The sequence below is a fragment of the Dyella sp. Tek66A03 genome (assembly GCF_052567735.1).
Genome location: NZ_CP199584.1, coordinates 4,488,333 through 4,509,187, shown reverse-complemented (window position 1 = coordinate 4,509,187; position 20,855 = coordinate 4,488,333). Strand labels below are relative to the sequence as shown.

Genomic DNA, 20,855 nt, shown 5'->3' with positions numbered 1-20,855 from the left:
TCCGTTCTGGGTGGCGGCCTCAGGTTACCGCCCGGAGAAGCTCCCTCCCTCAGTGCGGCAGGAACAGGAAGCAGGTGCCCCGTTACTGGAGGATGGTCTTGGCTGTTTCGCTCTTGTGGCCAACTTCCACGCCGGCTCCGGCAATAACGAAAGTCGTTACCGAATCTTTGGGAAGGCTGGCCGTCAGGATGCCATTCGATAGAACAAGGCCCGATACGGGAGCCAAACTCTCCGTGGTCGAGGTGCGAAAGGCTGTGACACTTGTTCCCCTGGACGATAGCCGCGAAAGATCGTAACGGACATGTCTGGTGCGATTGGAGGAGTTGGTGGTCACCACGATCAAACGCGCCTCCTTGGCATTCAGCGCAGCCAAGCTCTGTTCGTCGTCGGTGTCCAGAAATATCGCGCCGGGTCGGATGAACCGGCTGTAATTCGCCATGACCCAGTATTTTCTACCCCGTTGCGGCGGCGAGGGTTTTCCGTCCATCTCATTTGTGAGCAAACCCCAGTTCGGTCCATCGACCGCCTGCCAATAAATCCAAGCCGCGGGATGCATGTGTCGTAGGTCGGCCAAGATGGTTTCGGACAGAGTCATGCCCGTTGGATCACCATCACCGTATTCGGATTGCCACAGCCTTTTGCCCGCAGCGGCAACGCTATCGGCCAGTGCGTCGCGCTTGCTCCCATTGTAACTGTGGGTGTTGACTTGGCTCAGAGAAGACAGCGTTCCGTGATCGAAACTGCGGAACGTGGCAAGGGCTTCGTCAATGTCGTTTTCATCGGATGCGCTGACCGTGCTTGTAAGCCCCCGAGATGCCAGGGCCCGACTCGTATCCTGCACGATGCGGGACTGCGCCTGACGATCAACATGGCACCCCTCCTGGTTATGGCCATACCACCACCAAATGGAACTAGGCTCGTTCAGCGGCTCCAATGTTCGAAACACGATTCCGTCCTGGCTTTGGATTTGCGCCACAACGGTCGCCAGATACTGGGCGAAGTCCTCTTCATGCGCGCGCGCCAGATTGTTCAGCTTATCGGGCGCTATAACGGCCCACACGCACACTCCCTTCACCCGCCAGCCGCATCTCGCACCGCTGACACTGCCACTGACGGTCATCCAATAGGGAGGGGAATTGGCGAACGCTTCGAAAAGCGTGGCGCCATGCGCCTTCGCCTGGCGTAACACCCAGCGCTGCCCCGCGTCGGCGCTCCAGTTCCAGTGCCCGGGTGCGGGTTCAAACCCTTCCATGTCAGCGCGGAAGGGCAGCATGTGCAGATCGGGATTTTCACCGCCGCCGATGTTGTAACGAACAACGGTAAGTCCGAGCCCCTTCTCCGGATCGAAGATCTTTTCGATGTAGTCGTTTCGATAGGAGTCCGGAAATTCGCCTACCACCTTGGCCCACCAGGCCAGCGAGACTCCCCATCCTTCGAACGGAAGAGATCGCTGAGACGGGTCGATCCGGACAACATCCTCAGCAGAGGCGCCCACACTGCCGACCATAAGAAAGGCAAAAACCAAAATGCGCAGCATTGCGCTCTGACCAAAATTCATGACAGCTTCAAACCGCCCATTATCGGCCCCAGGTCAACATAGACACTCTAATTCCTCATCGGCTGGGTGCATCGGCGGCCGTCTCGAGATCCACCGAATACTGTCTCGGCGTCGCTGCGCTCAACCCGCTGGCATGAGCGATGTCTCCGTAGAGCGTGGCACAGTGACCGCGCCCCGGTAGTCGTTACTGGCTGACGCAACGGAATACTCCTTTGAAACCGAGCCTTCCGAGCCAGAACGCAGCAATGGAACCGTGATAAGCACTGACTCCCCTTGAGCCATCAAAGCATCACCGAACTGTCATTGTTTGTGTCCGCTTCGGGTGGCGGCCTCAACCGGTCGATGCAACAGCTTGTTGAAAACGTTCGGCCGGTGTTTCAAATCCTAGCGTTTCTCGCCCGCTTAGATTCCTCCCAGTCGCCAACCCAGCTCACATTTAGCCAAGTGAGATCCGAGCCCGCCTAGGCGGGTTAAGAGCTTTCCGCCTATTCAGACGATGAATCTGTCGCCGCGCTATTTACGGCCTGCAGCAAGGCTTGTCGGCCGAAAGGCTTCGGCAAGCGAATAACGTCCTTGGCCGTACCTTCGGGTAATTCCGCGTATCCAGAGGCCAGGATTGCTCGAAGCTTGGGCCACCTTTTCCGTACCTCCTCAACCAGTTGAGCACCATTGATACCGGGCATGGCGTAATCGGTAATCAAGAGGTCGACGCTTTGCTGTTGCTCGAGCAGCAGCAGTGCGCCTTGGGCGGAATGTGCGACGAGGGTGCGGTGCCCGATGTCACTTAGCACCGCTTCCATGGTCATGGCGATGAGCGGATCATCGTCCACCACGACAATCGTCAACGTTCGGGTCGTACGCGGTGTGGTCGAGCTCGGCGTCGTCAAAAGGGGTTTTTCGGCGGGTGCGGATGCCGTAGGCAACCAGAGTTCGGCCGTCGTACCACGCCCCACTGCGCTCCGCAGGACGAGGCGCCCCCCAGACTGTTCGGCCAACCCGTGAACCATGGAAAGGCCGAGCCCCGTTCCTTTGCCAACCCCCTTGGTGGTGAAGAACGGCTCCATCGACCTAGCGAGCGTTTCCCCATCCATGCCGTGGCCTTCGTCAGTCACCGCGAGGCAAACATAGTCCCCTTTCGGCAACGCGGTGCGATGAGCATCACGTTCGATGGTTTCGCCCTTCGCGGCGATGATGATCTGTCCACCCTCGGGCATCGCGTCGCGAGCATTCATGACCAGATTAAGCAGTGCCAGCTCGAACTGATTGGCGTCAACATAGACGTGTTGAAGTGCAAGCGGAAAGACCGTATCGATCGTTATGGTGGGGCCAGCCGAGCGTTGCAATAGTCCGCCGATGCCTTGCACAAGCACTCTTACATCAACGACCGTCGGCGTGAGTTCCTGTTTTCTGGCGAACGCCAGCATACGTTTGGTCAATGCCGCGCCCCGTTGGGCGCCTGCAAGCGCATTGCCCAAGAGGTTGAGTGCCTGCGGATCATGCGCGAGACGCCCTTCCAGGAGTTCCAGGCTACCGATCACAGCCATCAACAGGTTGTTGAAGTCGTGCGCAACGCCTCCGGTCAGCTGCCCCACTGCTTCGAGCTTTTGCGACTGAAACAGCGCTTCTCGCGCTTCAGCCAGCGCAAAGTCCGCATCGCGCCTGGCCGTAATATCACGTGTGACTTTTGCAAATCCGATATGGCGGCCTTCATCGTCGGAAATGCGATCGATGATGACGTGTGCCCAGAATGAGCTTCCATCTTTGCGTACGCGCCACCCTTCATTCTCGTACCGGCCGATGTCCAGGGCAGTCCCTAAAGCGCGCCCAGGCTCGCCTTTTGCGCGATCTTCCAGCGTATAGAAGGTGGACAGGTGCTTCCCGAGAATCTCGTCCCGGGTGTATCCCTTGATGCGCTGGGCGCCGGTATTCCAACTCGTTATGAGGCCTGAAGGATCCAGCATGTAAATGGCACAATCGCCTACGCCCTGCACCAGGAGACGAAACTGGTCTTCGCTGTGCCGAAGACGATCTTCCGCTTCCTTTCTTTCGGTGAGATCCCGGGTCACCACCGCGTAGCCAATCACCTCACCATCCGCCGATGTGGCGAGGTCAACCACGGTACTGGCCCAATAGGCACGCCCATCCTTTCGAAGCTTCCAGCCTTCGGCTTCGAATTGACCCTCGCTCCTCGCCTTGGACAATGCTCGGGTGGGTTCGTCAGCTTCTCGGTCTTCCTCGGTGTAGAACCAGCTGAAGGGGCGCCCAATAACTTCTTCGGCCAAATAACCGGTATTGCGTTCGGCACCCTTATTCCAGCTCGCGATGCGGCCGGCTGGATCGAGTAGAAAGATAGCGTAGTCGACGACCGAGTCGACTAGCAGCTCGTACTTGCTTTGTTCGTCGGTGGTCAAGCGCTTCCCCTAGCGTTGAGCAGTGAGTCGAACAGGGGACACTTTTCGTTGAAATGTGTACGCCATGTCAATCCCCGTCGGGGAAGCGTGGCCAGGCCCAATCTTGCGCGCCGTCATGATTGACGGCTCAATTTACTCGTTTACTCGAGGTGGCGGGACAACTGTGCCGTCCTGCTGAGCGCGTAGCCAAGGCTGAGGCGGCAACGCACGTCAGGCCTTTGGCTCACCCTGTCGCAATACCTGCGTTTCAGCGCGGTGCCCTCAACCACCTCCTGTACCGCGGGTTCATCATGAGTTCCTTCTCAACTAGTGAACCAAGGTTTTGGGTAATGTCTGCTTCGGGTCGAAGAGAGACATCCCGATTTGCCGCCGACCCTGAGCCCTCGGCACTCGCTACAAGCGCAGCTTGTAGCCGGTGCGGAAGATCCATGCAATGGTCGTGGCGCAGAGCAGTAGGAACGCGACAGTCATGCTGACGCTCAACACGACGTTGACGTCGGAGTGGCCGTAGAAGCTCCAGCGAAAGGCGCTGATCAAGTACACCACTGGATTTAACAGCGCGACCTTCTGCCAGATGGGCGGGAGCATGCCGATCGAATAGAAAGCGCCGCCGAGAAACGTCAATGGGGTGACCACCATCAGCGGGATAACCTGCAGCTTCTGGAAGTCGTCGGCCCATAGACCGATGATGAATCCGAACAAGCTGAAGGTGACAGCCGTTAGCAGCAGGAAAGCGATCATCCATAACGGGTGCATGATGCTGTAAGGCACGAAGAAACGCGCCGTGAGAAGTATCAGCAAGCCCAGCATCACCGACTTGGTCGACGCGGCCCCGACGTAGCCAAGCACCGCTTCGAAGGGCGAAACAGGCGCAGAGAGCAACTCGTAGATGGTGCCCGACCATTTAGGCAGATAGATGCCGAACGAGGCATTGGAAATGCTTTCGTTGAGTAGCGACAACATGATCAGGCCGGGGATAATGAAGGCAGCGAAGCTGGTTCCGCCGATATCACCGATGCGCGAGCCGATGGCGGCGCCGAACACGATGAAATACAGCGATGTCGACAGCACCGGCGCAACGATGCTTTGCGTCAGCGTGCGAAACGTGCGGGCCATCTCAAAGCGGTAAATGGCGCGAACGGCCGGAATGTTCATCGTGCCCCCCGCACCAGGCTGACGAAGATGTCTTCGAGCGAACTTTCCAGCGTATGCAGATCCTTGAAGTCCACCCCTCGGTCCCCCAGCCTGCGCAACAAGCCTGCAATGCCCGTGTCGTCGCTCTGGGCATCAAACGTGTAGGTAAGCGTCGTGCCGTCGTCGGCGAGCTCCAACGCATACTCGTCCAATCCCTCAGGGAGCACGTGCATGGGTGCCTGAAGGCTGATGGATAGCTGCTTCTTCCCCAGCTTTCGCATCAGCACGTTCTTGTCTTCGACAAGAATCAACTCGCCACGAGAGATCACGCCCACGCGGTCGGCCATTTCCTCGGCCTCTTCGATGTAATGCGTGGTGAGGATGACCGTGACGCCGGTTTCACGCAGCCGGCGAACCATCTGCCACATGTCGTGACGAAGCTCCACGTCCACGCCGGCGGTGGGCTCGTCCAGGAACAGGATGCTTGGCTCGTGGGCCAGCGCCTTTGCGATCAATACGCGGCGCTTCATGCCGCCGGACAGCGTCATGATCTTCGCGTCTTTCTTGTCCCAGAGCGACAGATCACGCAGCACCTTTTCGATGTGCTTGTCATCACGATCGCGTCCGAACAGGCCCCGGCTGAACCTGACCGATGCCCACACCGTCTCGAACGCGTCCGTCGACAACTCTTGCGGAACCAGTCCGATCTTCGAGCGTGTGAGGCGATAATTGCGACTCACATCGTGGCCATCGGCGGTCACCGTGCCGCCGCTGGGCTTCACGATGCCGCAGATGATGCTGATCAGGGTGGTTTTGCCCGCTCCATTCGGGCCAAGCAGAGCAAAGATCTCGCCCCGTCGGATGTCGAGGTCAATCGACTTCAGTGCCTCGAAGCCGCCCTTATAGGTCTTGGTGACACCACGGACGGAAACCGCGTGTGGTGTCGAAGTGGCCTGTTCGCTCATTGCACTCCCTGGTCTGGCGTGTCGCCCCGCTTTTGGAGTCTACGCCCAGAAGGGGTCTGGCTTAACTACTCCACTGCTGGTTTGATCAACGTTTTCTCGCAACTCCTCCCGGCATCGCCAGGCCCATGACTTTCATGCCGCACTGTCGAAGGACAGCGCTCTTCCGGTCGAGGAAGACCTTAGCGAGGCAGATGTCCGCATCGGGTCGGAAGCGCGCGTTCAGGCCGGGCGGATGCTAGGCCGCGGCATCGGCCACCTTCGTGATCAACGAAATAGCTCCCAAAGGCCCCAGCTGACAAGCAACGCGAAATAGCCAAAGAATCTCCAAATGCCGGCTTCGAGCAGCGGTTCACCGGTCATTCTCGAGACAGGGCCGAAGCGGCCTGCAAGGAAGTCTGGAAAGATCAGTAGAGTTGCGGCAAGTAGCGGCATGAGCAAGACGTACATGGCGCCGCGCCCCGCACGAGCAATGCCAGATGATTCCGCCACTCCGAGGCTCGGTACCACGTGGGACAAATGGCAAACCATCCAAAGCCATACCAGCACGACGGCGCAGCCAATCAGGCGATGAATCATATGATCTCGAAGCCCCCTCCCGGATCCTGGTCACAGCAGTCTAGCGAAGGTCCCGTTCGAGTCGGGAGCGGACGTCATCATTCCCGCGCGAGCAAAAACCTGCTGATCCTGCGACGTAGCTCCAGGTCGTCTATCTCCTTGGCTTCGTCGTCAGCCGCTATGGCGTATTCACGAGCCAACGCCATCTCGCCTATGTTCTTATGGCGCTCAGCCAGCGCGAACCGGATCGATACCCGATACGCGCGCGCCTCGTCACCTGACGCCTTGGACAGAGCTCGCAGATAAAGAGGTATGGCTGCGCTGTCGTCAATGGTGAAGTCCGCGAGGCTCTCCCATAGAAAAGGATGGTCGTAGCCATCGAGACTCTGCGCCTCGCAGTAGTCTCTTAGCGCGTTGTAGCTAACCGCATACTTTTCCGGCTGCTCTTCGTTTGCGAGCAGGGAGGCGAACGCCATGACGCGATCCCAAACCTCTACCTTGATCTCCATGGGCTCCGCTCCTCGACCTAATCTTCAGCTGGTAGACAAGGTCCGCTCCGGCTCGAATGTGAACACCGGGGTTTGACGAAAACCAGCGCTTGCAGAGCTGCTGCCGCGATCAAATGTGGCCGACGCAAGCGCTGTGCCGCAGGGCTATCCGCCTATTTGGTGTTCTTCTTCTTTTCCTGCTTGGCCGCCTTCTTCTCTTTCATGGTTTTGGCCGGCTTTTTCTTATCGCCTTTTTTCGAATCCATACCCTTGCTCATTTCTTCTCCTCTCTTTTGGTTATGGTTTGTAGCTTCGCGCTTTAGGCGCCGCGTCCATGAGCTACTGGTACTCACGCCTGCGTGGTCACCCAGCGAAGGAAAGATTACGCCAAGTTGCGAATTCGTAAAGCGGTTCGGACGCAAGTTCATCACACCCAGGCCCGTGGCGAGCTACAGCCAGGAGCGGCACAGGGCCAATGGGGTGGGGCATCACTTACCTGGACTGCCCCGAGGATCCGGGAAGCAAGGCGTTTCGAGCCACACGGTGACGGCGGACTTGCCTATCTGCCCATGCGCCGGAGCCAGCGATAGTGCGAGGCGAGACCGGCGGCGAATGAGCGGTTGGCATGGTAGGGCACGCCATATTCGACGCAGGTTGTTTCGATCACGCGTGAGATGGCCGGATAATGGATGTGGCAGACGCGTGGAAACAGGTGGTGCTCGATCTGGAAGTTCAGGCCTCCGACCAGCCAGGTGATCACCCGGCTATCGCGCGAGAAGTTCACGGTGGTCTCGAGCTGGTGGATCGCCCATGGCGTGTCCATGCGCCCCGATTCATTCGGCGATGGAAACGATGCCTCTTCCACGGCATGCGCCAGCTGAAACACCAGCGCCAGCAGCAAGCCTGCAACCATGGCGACGATCGTGTAGTACAGCAGGACCGTGCCAATCGGGTGAAATACCAGAGGCAAGCCAAAGGCGATGGTGAAGAAAGCCACTTTGCCAACTATGAAGACCGCCAGCTCCTTGCCCCGCGGCCGTGGAATCTGGCGCTTGCCGATCGTGGCGGTGAAGATGTCGCGGAAGTCGTCATGCAGATGCCAGCTCACGGCAGTGAAGCCGTATAGCACCCAAAGATAGATGTGCTGCCAGCGATGGTGCCAATGGTGCTTTTGCTGCGGCGAAAACCGCGCCAGTGCGCCAAGATTGATATCGCTGTCATAGCCGTCGATGTTGACGTACGTATGGTGGAAGTGGGCGTGCTTCCAATGCCAGATGTACGAACTGCCGCCGATCAGGTCAAGCGTTCTGGCCATCCACTTGTTGATCGATCGCCGCTCCGAATATGCCTGGTGGCCGGCATCGTGCTGTATGTTGAAGCCGATCTGAGCCGTGGCGATTCCAAGCACGACACTAAGCAACAGCCCCTGCCACCACGTCGCCGCGAAGAACACCAAAAGCACGTACGAGGCGATGAAGCAGGTGAGGATGATTGCCGTCTTCAGATACATGCGCGCACTGTCGCGCTGTGGGCGCCCGCTCTGCTTGAAATAATCGTCGACACGCCGCCGTAACTCGCGATGGAACGTATTGTCGCCGCTGAATTTCAGTCGATCGGTGGTGGTGCCCGCAGGCGAAGATCGAACGGCTTCGACCGTACGATCGAGTGAATCTGGGGGCATGGCGCGCACTCGGGGGAGGTAAGTGCATGGTAGTCGATGCACTGTAAGTGCGCGTTGGGGTCGCTCTCTTGTCATGAACGAGTGCAAAGTTCCGGCCCCAAACCCTGTGTTGTGCCTAGCGATTTTTGCGGGCAAATGGCGCCTGCCATGGGGTTGCGGATCCGACCGGTCGTTGCAACACCTATGGGCTGCGGCAGCAGGAGGTGCGCTACCGATGGCCCGACGCTAGCCAGGTAGCTCATGAAGTAGGCGCGCTTGTGGCGATGCGGCGGTCTGCCATTGCCGTCGCAACAGCCAGGGATCGACAGACCAAGGGCCTGTGCCTCCGAGTACCAGGGCGGCCAAGCCGGCTAGCTAAAGCAGGTCCGCTGAATTCGATTTATCCAATCATTAAAAATGAATGTTAATCGTTGGCAAACTCGCACAACGCCGCATGAGCTCTCCAGCGAGGATAAATGCCGTATCCGCGCCGTGCGGACAGACGATCAAGATAAGAAAGTCCGGGAACGTGAGCCGCGTTGTCGCCAATGCTTTTGTTTGTCTCGATCTAAACGCTGGAAACTAATTTCGGCGAGTGTGGAACAAGCCGTGGCAGCCCCGTTAGGAAATATTCGTACGTGACTTACGGCCTATTTCCGCTGATGCGCCGCATCGTATGCCGATGAAATGTTACGTTACGTATTCAACCGTAATACATGTCGTAATGGGTTGCTTATGTAACGGTCCCTATGTCACCTCATCGCATCGCGCTGCTTTTCAATGCCAACAAGGTTTACGACCGGCAAGTTATCGCCGGTATCGGGCAATACATCACGTGCACGCGCGTGAAGTGGGACCTGTTCATGGAAGAGGACTTCCGCAGCCGCACGGTCGGCATCCGCCAGTGGCGTGGCGACGGCATCATTGCCGACTTCGATGACCCGATGGTGGCCGAGGCAGCGTCGGCCCTGTCCATTCCTGTGGTGGCCGTGGGCGGTTCGTATGCCGACGAGTCGCACTATCCGGTCGGCGTTCCCTATGTGGCCACCGACAACCAGAAGCTGGTGCAGCTGGCCTACGATCAACTGATCGAGCACGGCTTGCAACGCTTTGCCTTTTTCGGCAAACCGCCTGCGCCGGACAACCGCTGGGCGCATGAGCGCGAGATGTGGTTTCGTCATCTCGTCTCGGCAGACGGGCTGGAAGGCATCGTCTATCACGGCTCGCCCACCAGTGCCGGTGGCTGGGGACGAGCGCAGGAAGAGGTTGCCGAATGGGTGCGTTCGCTGCCCAAGCCGATCGGCATCATCGCCGCCACCGATGCTCGCGCGCGGCAGCTGCTGCAGGCGTGCATCGTGGCCGACGTGCCGGTGCCGGAGCAGGTGGCCATCGTCGGCATCGACAATGATCCCATGGTGCAGATGCTCAGCTGCATCCGGCTCAGCTCGGTGATCCAGGGCGCGGAAGAAATGGGTCGTACCGCCGCACAATTGCTGCACCAGATGCTGCATGGCGGCAATTACTCGGCTACCCGTGTCCTGGTGCCGCCGGCGGGTATCAATGTGCAGGCCAGCAGCCAGTACCAGTGCATTCGCAGCCCGCACGTGATGCGCGCACGGCATTACATCCGCCAATACGCCTGCATGGGGATCAAGACCGAACAGGTGGCCTGCTACGCTGGCATTTCGCGCACGTCGCTGGAGGAACACTTCAAGCGCGAGCTGAAGAAATCCGTGCATCAGGTCATCCTGGACCACAAGCTGGAGACCGCCCGGCACATGTTGGCCAATCCGTTGGTGTCACTGTCCGACGTGGCGGTGCGCAGCGGGTTTACCTCGTTGCAATACATGTACGCGGTGTTCCGCCGCGAGTTCAACTGCACGCCGAAGCAGTATCTGGATCAACTGCGGACGACGTGAAACGCGCATGGCGCGAACCAAGGCGGCATCGGTCCTTGCACCATCGCGCCAGCGGCAGGGGGCATCGCCGCATGGACGCCCAAGCAGAAACGTGTCGCGTCCACCGGTTGAACTCGCACCGATGTGGACGCTTGCATTGAATCGTGTGGGCCTTGGGTCAGGCCAGCTAGGGGGTGCCTTCTGATTCCCCGGCTTCCTTGCTGGCGACGCGATCCGGATTCGCTACGGTGATCGCGTCGATGCCTGCATCGTGCAGTTGCTGGTTGAGCTTGGTTAGCTCGGTCGTGCGGATCGCGCTCCATTGGGCGAGCGCCTTGTCGACATGAGTCTGGTACTGGGCGAGCGTCTGCTGCTGACCGTCGGTCGGCGCATGGTCGGCGCCTTCGACATCGGTCGCGATCGCAGCGAGTGCGTCGCTGATCGCGTGCAGATTGAGGGACGCTTCGCCGGTGCCGTCGACCAACGGTGTGGTTTTGATGCGCAGCGAATCCACGCTTTCGAGCAGCGCCTGGTGCGCGGCACTCTGGTTGAGTTTGCGATCAAGTGTATCCAGCTGATCGCGTACGGCTTCAACTTCGCCGTAGCCCTGCCACACGCGTTGAAGGATGGCCGCGATGTTGCGTGAGTAGGTAAGCGCGGCGACCAGTTCGTCCTGGCTGACCTGCTCGCGCGGGTCGAGCGCAATGACCAGCGGCGCGCGATACGACTTGCCGCCGACGTGGAGCACCAGCTGATAGTTGCCCGGCAAAACCAGCGGCCCCTCGGGTGTCACTGGCGTGTCCGAGTCCCAGGTCGCAGCGATGCTGTAGCCGTACTCGATCGCCTGTGGACGTGGATAGCGCAGATCCCATACAAAGCGATGGGTACCAGCTTTCGCGGACAGCGCGGCCGGCGGCTTCACCCAGTCGTCGGCGAAGTACCGTTTGGCGTCGAGCTTCGGTGGCTGGTCGGCGCTGGAGAACTGACGCACGAGTTTGCCGTCGCTGTCGAGGATGTCGAGCGTCACCAGACCCTTGGCGTTAGCCGCGAGCCGGTAGTCGATCACCGCGCCACTAGGTGGATTCTTGCCAACCGGCGTTTCCGGCGGCAGGGGCGTGTCCTTGTTTTGGTTTGCGCGCACGCGCAGAGCCGGTGCCGGCGTGTAAAGGTACGCCGCCGCGCGTTCGGTGTCGGCGCTAGCCTGGCGCAAGGGCGTCACGTCATCGAGGATCCAAATCGCGCGCCCTTGCGTCGCGGCGATCAAGTCGTTGCCGTGCACGAGCAGGTCACGGACCCAGGCAGTCGGCAGGTTGCGTTGCAGCGATTGCCAGTGCGAGCCGTCGTCGAAGGAAACAAAGGCGCCGCGGTCGGTGCCGGCGTAGAGCAGTCCGGCACGCTTGGGATCCGCGCGCACCACGCTGACGAAACTGCCTGCCGGTAGTCCCGCGGCGATGTCGGTCCAGCTGGCGCCGAAGTCATGTGTGCGCCAGGCGTGCGGATTGAAATCGTCCTGGCGATGATTGTCCACGGCCGCATAGGCCGTGCCCGCTTGCACGGCCGAGGCATCCAACGAGCTGACCTGGGCCCACTCGGGCAAGCCTTTCGGGGTGACGTTGTGCCAGCTCTTGCCGCCGTCCCGGGTGAGCTGGATCAGGCCGTCGTCGGTACCGATCCAGATTTCGTCGTTGCTCCGTGGCGACGGCGCAATGCTATAGATGACGCCGTAGCCACAGGCGCGCGCTTGTGCCGTGGTGGGGGAGCCGTCGCAATGGGTTGCGCCATCCTTCCTGGCGTTCAACTCGGGGCTGATCACGTCCCAGTGCCGCCCTTGGTCGGTACTGCGGAACAACACCTGCGCACCCAGGTACAAGGCATAGGGAGCCTGTGCCGAGAACGCGATCGGGGTGATCCAGGTGTAGTGGTATTTGAAGTCGGTGGGGCGCTCGCCGTAGCTGTTGACCGGCCACGGCGTGACGTTCTGCACCGCGCCGGTGCGCCGATCCCAGCGCGATACGCGCCCACCGAGGCCGGAGCCGAACACGATGTTCGGGTCGCCCGGATACGGCAGGTCGTAGTCACGCTCGTCGCCGCCGACCGGACGCCAGTCGCGGTAGGAGATCGAGCCATAGTCGCTGCGACTGGCGATACCGACGGTGCCCGAATCCTGCTGGCCGGAATAAATCCAGTACGGAAACTGCTCGTCGGCGCTGAGGTGATAGAACTGGCCCGTGGGCTGGTTGTACCAGCTACTCCAGCTCTGGCCGCCGTTGAGGCTGACGACCGCACCCTGGTCGCTGGCGGTAATCATCCGCTGCGTGTCTTTCGGGTCGATCCACAGATAGTGGTAATCGTCGCCACCGGGCGCACCCTTGAAGACAGTCCAGTGTTGACCGCCGTCATCGGAACGGCGGATCGACTGCCCTGCCGAGTAGACGCGGTCGCGGTTGCCCGGATCGACGGTGATGCGGCTGAAGTAGTCGTTGGCAAGCCAGCTTTCATGACTGGTCGCGTGCCACGTGGCGCCGTCGTCATCCGATCGGTACAGCCCGCTCTCGCTTTTCGTCGTCGCATCGTTGACCACGGCATAGACACGACCATGGTCCGCCGTCGCGATGCCGATGCGAGCGAGCGTGTCGGTCGGCCAACCATGTCCACTGATGCGCCTCCAGCTGATACCGCCGTCGCTGGAGCGGTAGAGCCCGCTGCCCGGCCCGGCGTTCGGCTGGAAATAGGACAGCCACGGGTAGTTGCGCACCTGCCAGGCCGCGGCATAAACGATGTTGGGATGATCGGGATCGGCGGCCAGATCGACGACACCGGTATCCGCATCGATGAAGAGTGTCTGTTTCCAGGTCTTGCCACCGTCGGTGGAGCGGAACACGCCGCGTTCCTGGTTCGGTCCGTAGTAGTGACCGAGCGCACCGACCAGCAGGGTATCGGGATGCTGCGGATCGACCAGGATGGCGCCGATGTGACGTGTCTCATCAAGACCCACGTGCTGCCAACGTTTGCCGCCGTCCGCCGAGCGATACACGCCGTTACCCGCACCGATGTCGTAGCGGGCGGCCACATCGCCGGTACCTACGTAGATGACGTTCGGGTCGGAGGGCGCCACGGCCAGCGCGCCCACCGCCGAGGCCGGCTGCCCGTCGAATAGCGACTGCCAGGTGCGCCCGGCATCGCCGGTCTTCCACACGCCGCCACCGGCCGTGCCGATGTAAAACGTATGAGGCTGAGCCGATACACCGGCCGCCATCGTCGCCCAACCACCGCGGAATGGTCCTACCTGACGCCATGCCAGCGAATCCTGCGCGCTCGATGGAGGGGCGGCCTCAGTCGCCCGAAGCGGATTGGCGCCGGCCATCAGCAGGCCGGCCATCACGATGACGGGGCAAAGCACATTGCGCTTCAACATGGGGCGATTCTCGCGGCGAAGTGGCGACAACATTACGGAAAAGGTACGGCAGGCGAGCAGTTGCGTAGCGCGTCATCGCTCACAGTGTCAGCTTCACACCGGTATACCAGGTGCGTCCCGCCGCCGGCTCCAGCCCCGTCTGCCAGACCCGGTCGTAATACTGGCGGTTGGCGAGATTGCTGATGCCGGCCAGCAGTTTGACGGTGCGGTTGAGCTGCCAGTCGCTGGCCAGATCCAGCACGGTATAGGCGGGAATGCGTGCCGGCAGATAGGTGTTGCCGCTGCCCAGCGGCTGGTTCGAGTCCTGCCAATACTGCGCGGCGGACGACACCGCCGTCAGACTGAGCTTGATGCGCTGCTCGACGCGCCAGGTCACGCCGGCCTTGAGCAGATAGCGCGGCGCATAGGCCGGCACCTTGCCGACTTGTCCGGGTGTGGCACTGGCGGTGAAGCGCGCATTCAACAGGCTGGCGTTGAGGAAGCCTTCCAGATGCTCACCGTGATCGGCCAGCGCCGTCGGCGCGAAGAAGTCGTAGTTGAGCTGGCCTTCCATGCCGCGGCTGCGGGTATCGCCGGAGTTCACTTCGATCACGTCGGTGGCGTTGATGTGCTGCGCCTCGATGCGGTTCTTGAAGTCGATCCAGAACAGGCTCACGTCGTAGTAGAGGCCGGTGACCGGCACGCCGTGTACGCCCGCTTCCCAGGACAGTGACTTGGACGGATCGGGCGCATGCCCCGGCACGATATTGGCGAACGGCGAGGCCATGTCGAAGTAGCGCAGCGGTCGCCAGCCCTGCGACACGTTGAAATAGGTTTCGTTGCCGTGGCCAAAGTCGTTGCCGATGCCCAGCCCGAACAGCGGCACCGTGCGCGCATCCGCCTCGTTGATCAGCGGGCGGCTGAGGAAGGGCGGCTTGACGGTTTCCTCCACCGCCACCCGTTCGTGCTCAAGCCGCACCGAGGGCACGATATGGAAGCGATGCGGCAAACGGAACACGTTCTCGGCGAACACCGAGGCGTAACGGGAGCTGCGCGCCTGCACCAGCCGCGGCGTACCGCTGTGGTCATCGCGGTCGACGTAGAGGTCGGTGCTGGTCCACTGCCGGAACGGATCGTTGCCGTCGAACAGGGTCGTGCCGACGGTGAAGGCATTGCCCTTGCCCCACAGCTTGCGCAGGCGCAGGTCCGCACCGGCCGTGCGGAACTGTTCGTCCTGCAGCGTGGTGGTGGTCGGCGGTGGTTGTGGTGGCAGCGCCCCGTTGGCCGCTCGACTGGCGAGGTCCTGGTAGGCGAACCACAGCTTGCCGGTGAACAGCCAGCCATCGCCGAACTCGCGGCTATGCCCCAGCACCAGTTGGTCGCGATCGACCCAGTCCCGGTTGTAGGGTGTAGGCGTTGCCTGCGGGTTGGCCTGCCATTGCGGGTAGCTCAGCCGCCCGGCATCCCCTGATGCCGCGTCGATCACATGCAGGTCCAGCCACCACTGCTCTTGGGTTGTCGGTCGGTAGGCGAGGTAGAGATCCGCCTGACGCATCTGCGAGTCCGCGTTGGGACGGGTGCCGTCGCTGCCGACATAGCCGGCGTCGACGCGATAGCTCCAGTGTCCGCTGCTACCTTCGAGCGCGTTGTAGGTCGAGTACAGACCGTGATTGCCCACCACCTGTTCGGTGGTGAACGACAGCGGCGCGTCGGCGGCGGGACGGCGCGACACGAAGTTGATCACGGGTGCAGGCTCGGGCCCGTACAACAGACTGGAGCCGCCGCGGATAAGCTCCACGGCAGCCAGGCCCTGGGTTAGTGGCATGGCATACAGGGTGGGAAAGCCGATCCAATCGCTTTCCAGCGGAATGCCGTCCTGCATCACCAGCACGTATTCGGATTCTTGCGGATTGCCCAGGCCCCGATAGCTCAGGTTGAACTGGGTCGGGGTGGGCTGCTGGGATACCTGGATGCCGGGAGTGCGTGCCAGCAGCTGATCGAGATTATTGCCAATCACCGTGGGCTGCTGGTCCAGATGCGTCACCGTGGTCTTCTTGGTCACCGTGATCATGGTGCCGTCGACTTCGGCCAGCATGTGCTCAAGCTTGGCCTTAAGGGTCTGGCGCCAGCTCTGGGCTTTGACTTCGACGGCTGGAAGATTGGTCGCCGGCTTCTGCGCAACCCGGTCAGGGTCGACTGGTGTGTCGGGCGCTTGTTGCGCCAGTGCGGTCATGGAAGCCAGGGACAGGGCCAGGGCCAGCGGCCGGACGGTGTGATTTGGAATCGACAAGAGCTACCCAGGGTGGCGATGCAAAGACGCCTTTATCTTGCATTGGCGAGCGCACCGCCATAGGCCAAGCGTTTAGGGATGCTCTGATCTATTCAACGAGGGTGTCACCGGTTCTGTCTGCCCGCAGCTCCGGCCCTTCGGGTGATGTCCAGAAAGCCCGCAGGCCGCGGTGCGCGGCTTGCCCAGGCGGCCAGCCTGCGCGGCGCCACGCCCCACACCCTGCGAGCTTTCTGGACATCATGCCACCCTCGCTGAACAGATCAGAGTATCCCTGGCTCCATGACTTCTGTCCCATCGTGCGGCCGCTGCGACCTCTGTAGTGTCACAGGCAGCGGCGCCGCCAAGGGATGCGGCGCCGGCCTTGGATGTGTCTTCTTGGCCGGTCGCGCTGCGACCGGGTGTGACCTGTTAGCGCAGGCTTCATCGGCGGGAGGTTTGGTTTCATGCGTACACAATCGTTGTTCCTGGTGGCTGGGCTGCTGCTCATGGCCACGTCGGCGCATGCCTTGACCGCCGATGAGTTGGTGGCCAAGAACGTCGACGCCCGCGGCGGGCTCGACAAGATCCACGCCATCAAGTCGCTCAAGCTCGACGGCAAGCTACGCGTCGGTGGCCAGTTCGAGCTGGCGCTTGCCCAGTACAAGAAGGCGCCCGATTCGGTGCGCACCGAGGCCACCCTCCAGGGCCTGACCCAGATCCAGGCCTGGGACGGCAAGAGCGCCTGGCAGATCTCCCCCTTCGAGGGTCGCCGGGATCCCGAGGCGATGTCCGGTGACGACGCCAAGGGCTTGTCCGACGACGCGGCGATTGGCGGCCCACTGGTGGACTGGAAGACCCAGGGCAACAAGCTCGAATACCTCGGCACCGAAGACATCGACGGTACCGAGGCGCACAAGCTCAAGGTCACCCTGAAAAACGGCGATATCGAGTATGTCTATCTCGATCCGGATCACTACCTCGAGATCCGTACGATCGCCGACCAGATCGTGCGCGGCACCCATGTCGAGACGGTGACCGACTACGGCGATTACGAACAGGTCGACGGGGTGTATTTCCCGTTCTCGATTGCCTCCTCGACCAAGGGTGCCGGCCCGTTTGCCAAACAACAGGTCACGATCGAGAAGGCCGCCGCCAACGTGGCGATGGACGACACCCTCTTTGCCTTCCCGCACGCCGCCGGGACTGGGCACGCCGCTGCAGGAGCGAAGCCATGAAACACCTCCCTTGCAAGCTGGCGGTGCTGCCCGCCATCGTCCTGGTCTCGTCATTTTCGTTTGCTGCGGGTGCGCAAGCGGCAGCACCTGACGCAGCGAAAGCGCCGGCCAAATTCGATGCAGGCGTGATCTCCGGCCTCAGTGCACGCAATATCGGCTCGGCCGCGATGAGCGGACGCATCTCCGCACTCGCTGCCGTGCCCGAGAAGGACGGCAAGCTGACTGTCTATGTCGGTGCGGCCAGCGGTGGCATCTGGAAATCCAGCGACGGCGGTACCACCTACAAGCCGGTATTCGACAAGCAGGCGGTGCAGTCGATCGGTGACATCGCGATCGATCCGTCCAATCACGAAACGATCTGGGCGGGTACCGGTGAGTCGTGGACGCGCAACTCCGTGTCGATCGGCGACGGCATCTACAAGTCCACCGATGGCGGCGAATCGTGGACCAACATGGGCCTGAAAGGCTCCGAACACATCGCCAAGATCCTGATCGATCCGAAGGACAGCAACACCGTCTATGCCTGTGCGCCAGGCAAGTTGTGGAGCGATTCGTCCGATCGTGGCCTGTACAAGACCAGCGACGGCGGCAAGAGCTGGAAGCTGGTACTGAGTGGCAAGAATCTCTCCACCGGTTGTGCCTCGATCTCGATGGATCCGAAAGATCCGAACGTGATCTTCGCCGGCATGTGGGATTTTCGTCGCAAGGGCTGGACCTTCCGTTCCGGCGGCGAATCGCCGACCGCGCCGTCCGGCAGTGGCCTGTTTCGCTCCGCCAATGGCGGCCAGTCCTGGACCGAAGTCACCGCCGCGGCCAACCAGGGATTCCCGAAGCAACCGTTTGGCCGTATTGCGGTGACAGTGGCACCTTCCAATCCAGCCATCGTCTACGCCCTGGTCGAGTCGCCGGATTCGGCGCTGTACCGTTCCGACGATGGCGGCAAGACCTGGCAGCAGCGTGACAAGAGCCAGTTGATGGTGTGGCGGCCGTTCTACTTCGCCAGCCTGATCGTCGACCCGAACAACCCGGATCGACTGTTCAAGCCCGATCTCCGGTTGATCCAGAGCCTCGACGGTGGCAAGAGTTTCTCCAATGTCGGTGGCGGTGCCCACGGCGATTCGCATGTGCTGTGGATCGATCCGCGCAATACCCAGAGCAGCATCGTCGGCGACGACGGCGGACTGTGGTATTCGACGGATGGCGGCAACAAATGGTGGAAGGGCAACAACCTGCCGGTATCGCAGTACTACCACGTGAGTGTGGACGATGCCGATCCCTACCGTGTCTACGGCGGCGTGCAGGACAACGCCTGCTGGGTCGGTGACTCGGCCTATCCCGGCGGCATTGCCAACCAGCAGTGGACGAACTATTGCGGTGGCGATGGCTTCTGGATGTTCGCCGATCCGGCCGATGCCGATTACATCTATATGGAGACGCAGGGCGGCAGCATCACCCGCGTCAACCGCCACACCCATGAAGCGCGCGATATCCAGCCCAAGCCGAACTACCACGAGAAGCTGCGCTGGAACTGGAACACGCCGATCGCGTTGAGCCCGAACGAGAAGGGCACGATCTACATGGGCGCGCAGTTCCTGTTCCGCTCGCGCGACCATGGACAGAGTTGGGAGCGCATCTCGCCGGATCTGACCACCAACGATCCTAAAAAGCAGGAACAGGAGAAATCCGGCGGCGTCACCGTGGACAACTCCGCGGCGGAAACCTATACGACGATTTATTCGATCAGCGAATCGCCGAAACAGGCTGGACTGATCTGGGTCGGCACGGACGATGGCAACCTGCAGCTCACCCGCGATGGCGGCAAGAGCTGGACCAAGGTGGGCGGCAACATCAAGGGCCAGCCTGCCGGCACCTGGGTGTCGTGGGTGGAGGCGAGTCCGTATGAGGCCGGCACCGCGTTTGCGGCGTTCGATCGCCACAGCTTCGGCGACATGAACCCGTATATCTACAAGACCACCGATTACGGCAAGTCGTGGACCCCCCTGGTGACAGGGCAGGACAGCAAGGGTCTGCGCGGCTATGTTCACGTCATCCGGCAGGATCCGCTCAAGCCTAACCTGCTGTTTGCCGGCACCGAGTTTGGTCTGTGGATTTCGATCGATGGCGGTGCCCACTGGGCGGAGTTCAAGGGCGGCGATTTCCCGGCCGTGGCCGTGCGCGATATCGCCATCCAGCCGCGTGATGGGGACCTGGTGCTGGCTACCCACGGGCGCGGCATCTGGATCGTCGACGACATCACGCCGTTGCGGGCGCTCGATCCCAAGGTCCTAGGCAGCGAGGCGATGTTCCTGCCCTCGCGGCCGATCCAGCAACGCATCGATGCGTTTGGCGGCTGGCCGGGCGGAGACGCCGGTTTCGTGGGCCCGAATCCGCCGGAGGGTGCGGCTATCACCTACTACCAGCGCGATCGTCATCTGTTCGGCAAGCTCAAGATCGAGGTGCTGGACAGCAAGGGCAACCTGGTCGACTCCATTCCCGCCAGTGTGCGTCGCGGCATCAACCGGGTCGAATGGTCGATGCAGACCAAGGCGCCGCGCGTGCCTCCGGCAGCGCAGATCGCCGGCAACTCGATCCAGGGTCCACGCGTGCCGCCGGGCACCTATACGGTGCGCATGACCAAGGGCAAGGACGTGTTCGAGACCCAGCTCGAGGTGGGCCTCGATCGCCGCGACAAGTTCAGCGTGGCCGATCGGCAGGCGCAGTTCGACGCCTCCAACCGGGTCAAGCAGCTGTTTGGCGACATGAGCGATCTGGTGGGCAAGATCAACGCGGTGCGCCACGACGCCGAGGCCGAAGCCGCCACGCTGCCGGCGCAGGATGCCACGCGCAAGCAGCTCGACGAGCTCGGCGACAAGGCGAACGATATTCGCAAGAAGATCGTGGCGACGACCGAAGGGGGAGCCATCACGGGTGAGTTGCGCCTGCGCGAACACACCGACGAACTGTACGGCGCGATCATGTCGTACGAGGGCAAGCCGTCGGACTATCAGCTGGCTTCGATCGACGCGCTCAAGCGTGAGCTCGGTGACGTGCAGAAGGCCTTCGCCGATTTCACCGCCAATGACCTGAGCAAGACCAATGCCGCGCTTGGCGCGAAGCACCTCAAGCAAATCACGGTGCCGGAGACGATGCCGGAAGAGGAAGGTGCCGCGGGCGGTGGCAAGGCGGCGCTGGAGGCGGCCATGCGTGGGCAGGAGCAGGAGCGCGATTGAAGATGGCGGCTCACCGTGGAACTCGAAAGATGGCTTGAATCGGGGCGCCTCGGCGCCC

General features: G+C 61.4%; 12 protein-coding genes. 3 read left to right on the top strand and 9 right to left on the bottom strand.

Features of this window, described 5'->3' with window-relative positions; translation table 11 throughout:
• Positions 1–82 precede the first annotated feature (82 nt).
• The 7 genes from ACT01B_RS19985 to ACT01B_RS19955 all read right to left on the bottom strand — a co-directional run bounded on the left by ACT01B_RS19985 (position 83) and on the right by ACT01B_RS19955 (position 8,792).
• Positions 83–1,558: a glycoside hydrolase family 30 protein gene (locus ACT01B_RS19985; protein WP_445144951.1), complete on the bottom strand. Its 1,476-nt coding sequence runs from the start codon at positions 1,556–1,558 to the stop codon at positions 83–85.
• A gap of 485 nt (positions 1,559–2,043) precedes the next feature.
• Entirely contained in the window at positions 2,044–3,969 is a 1,926-nt protein-coding gene (locus tag ACT01B_RS19980) for a PAS domain S-box protein (protein ID WP_445144950.1), read from the bottom strand.
• A gap of 393 nt (positions 3,970–4,362) precedes the next feature.
• Positions 4,363–5,124, bottom strand: a complete 762-nt coding sequence (locus ACT01B_RS19975; RefSeq protein WP_445144949.1) for an ABC transporter permease — start codon at positions 5,122–5,124, stop codon at positions 4,363–4,365.
• The gene (locus ACT01B_RS19970; RefSeq protein WP_445144948.1) at positions 5,121–6,068 is read right to left on the bottom strand and encodes an ABC transporter ATP-binding protein; all 948 of its coding nucleotides are present in this window, start codon (positions 6,066–6,068) and stop codon (positions 5,121–5,123) included. The genes ACT01B_RS19975 and ACT01B_RS19970 overlap by 4 nt, the downstream gene beginning before the upstream one ends.
• A gap of 264 nt (positions 6,069–6,332) precedes the next feature.
• Complete coding sequence (locus ACT01B_RS19965; protein ID WP_445144947.1) at positions 6,333–6,644, bottom strand: hypothetical protein; 312 nt, start codon at positions 6,642–6,644, stop codon at positions 6,333–6,335.
• A gap of 77 nt (positions 6,645–6,721) precedes the next feature.
• Positions 6,722–7,132: a hypothetical protein gene (locus tag ACT01B_RS19960; RefSeq protein WP_445144946.1), complete on the bottom strand. Its 411-nt coding sequence runs from the start codon at positions 7,130–7,132 to the stop codon at positions 6,722–6,724.
• 538 nt (positions 7,133–7,670) lie between these two features.
• Positions 7,671–8,792 carry a fatty acid desaturase family protein gene (locus ACT01B_RS19955; protein ID WP_445144945.1) on the bottom strand — a complete coding sequence of 374 codons (1,122 nt, stop codon included), beginning with the start codon at positions 8,790–8,792 and terminating at the stop codon, positions 7,671–7,673.
• Positions 8,793–9,520: 728 nt separating this feature from the next.
• On the opposite strand from ACT01B_RS19955, the gene ACT01B_RS19950 reads away from it, so the two are divergent.
• The gene (locus tag ACT01B_RS19950) at positions 9,521–10,690 is read left to right on the top strand and encodes a XylR family transcriptional regulator (RefSeq protein ID WP_445144944.1); all 1,170 of its coding nucleotides are present in this window, start codon (positions 9,521–9,523) and stop codon (positions 10,688–10,690) included.
• A gap of 166 nt (positions 10,691–10,856) precedes the next feature.
• Here ACT01B_RS19950 and ACT01B_RS19945 read toward each other — a convergent pair whose 3' ends face one another.
• Both ACT01B_RS19945 and ACT01B_RS19940 read right to left on the bottom strand, forming a co-directional pair.
• A complete protein-coding gene (locus tag ACT01B_RS19945; protein WP_445144943.1) occupies positions 10,857–14,084 on the bottom strand; it encodes a WD40/YVTN/BNR-like repeat-containing protein in 3,228 nt (1,075 codons plus the stop codon).
• 79 nt (positions 14,085–14,163) lie between these two features.
• The gene (locus ACT01B_RS19940; RefSeq protein WP_445144942.1) at positions 14,164–16,353 is read right to left on the bottom strand and encodes a TonB-dependent receptor family protein; all 2,190 of its coding nucleotides are present in this window, start codon (positions 16,351–16,353) and stop codon (positions 14,164–14,166) included.
• A gap of 443 nt (positions 16,354–16,796) precedes the next feature.
• Between ACT01B_RS19940 and ACT01B_RS19935 the strand changes: the two genes are divergently transcribed.
• Both ACT01B_RS19935 and ACT01B_RS19930 read left to right on the top strand, forming a co-directional pair.
• A complete protein-coding gene (locus tag ACT01B_RS19935) occupies positions 16,797–17,567 on the top strand; it encodes a hypothetical protein (protein WP_445144941.1) in 771 nt (256 codons plus the stop codon).
• Complete coding sequence (locus ACT01B_RS19930; protein WP_445144940.1) at positions 17,564–20,797, top strand: WD40/YVTN/BNR-like repeat-containing protein; 3,234 nt, start codon at positions 17,564–17,566, stop codon at positions 20,795–20,797. Before ACT01B_RS19935 ends, ACT01B_RS19930 begins: the two co-directional genes overlap by 4 nt.
• The last annotated feature ends 58 nt before the right edge of the window (positions 20,798–20,855 follow it).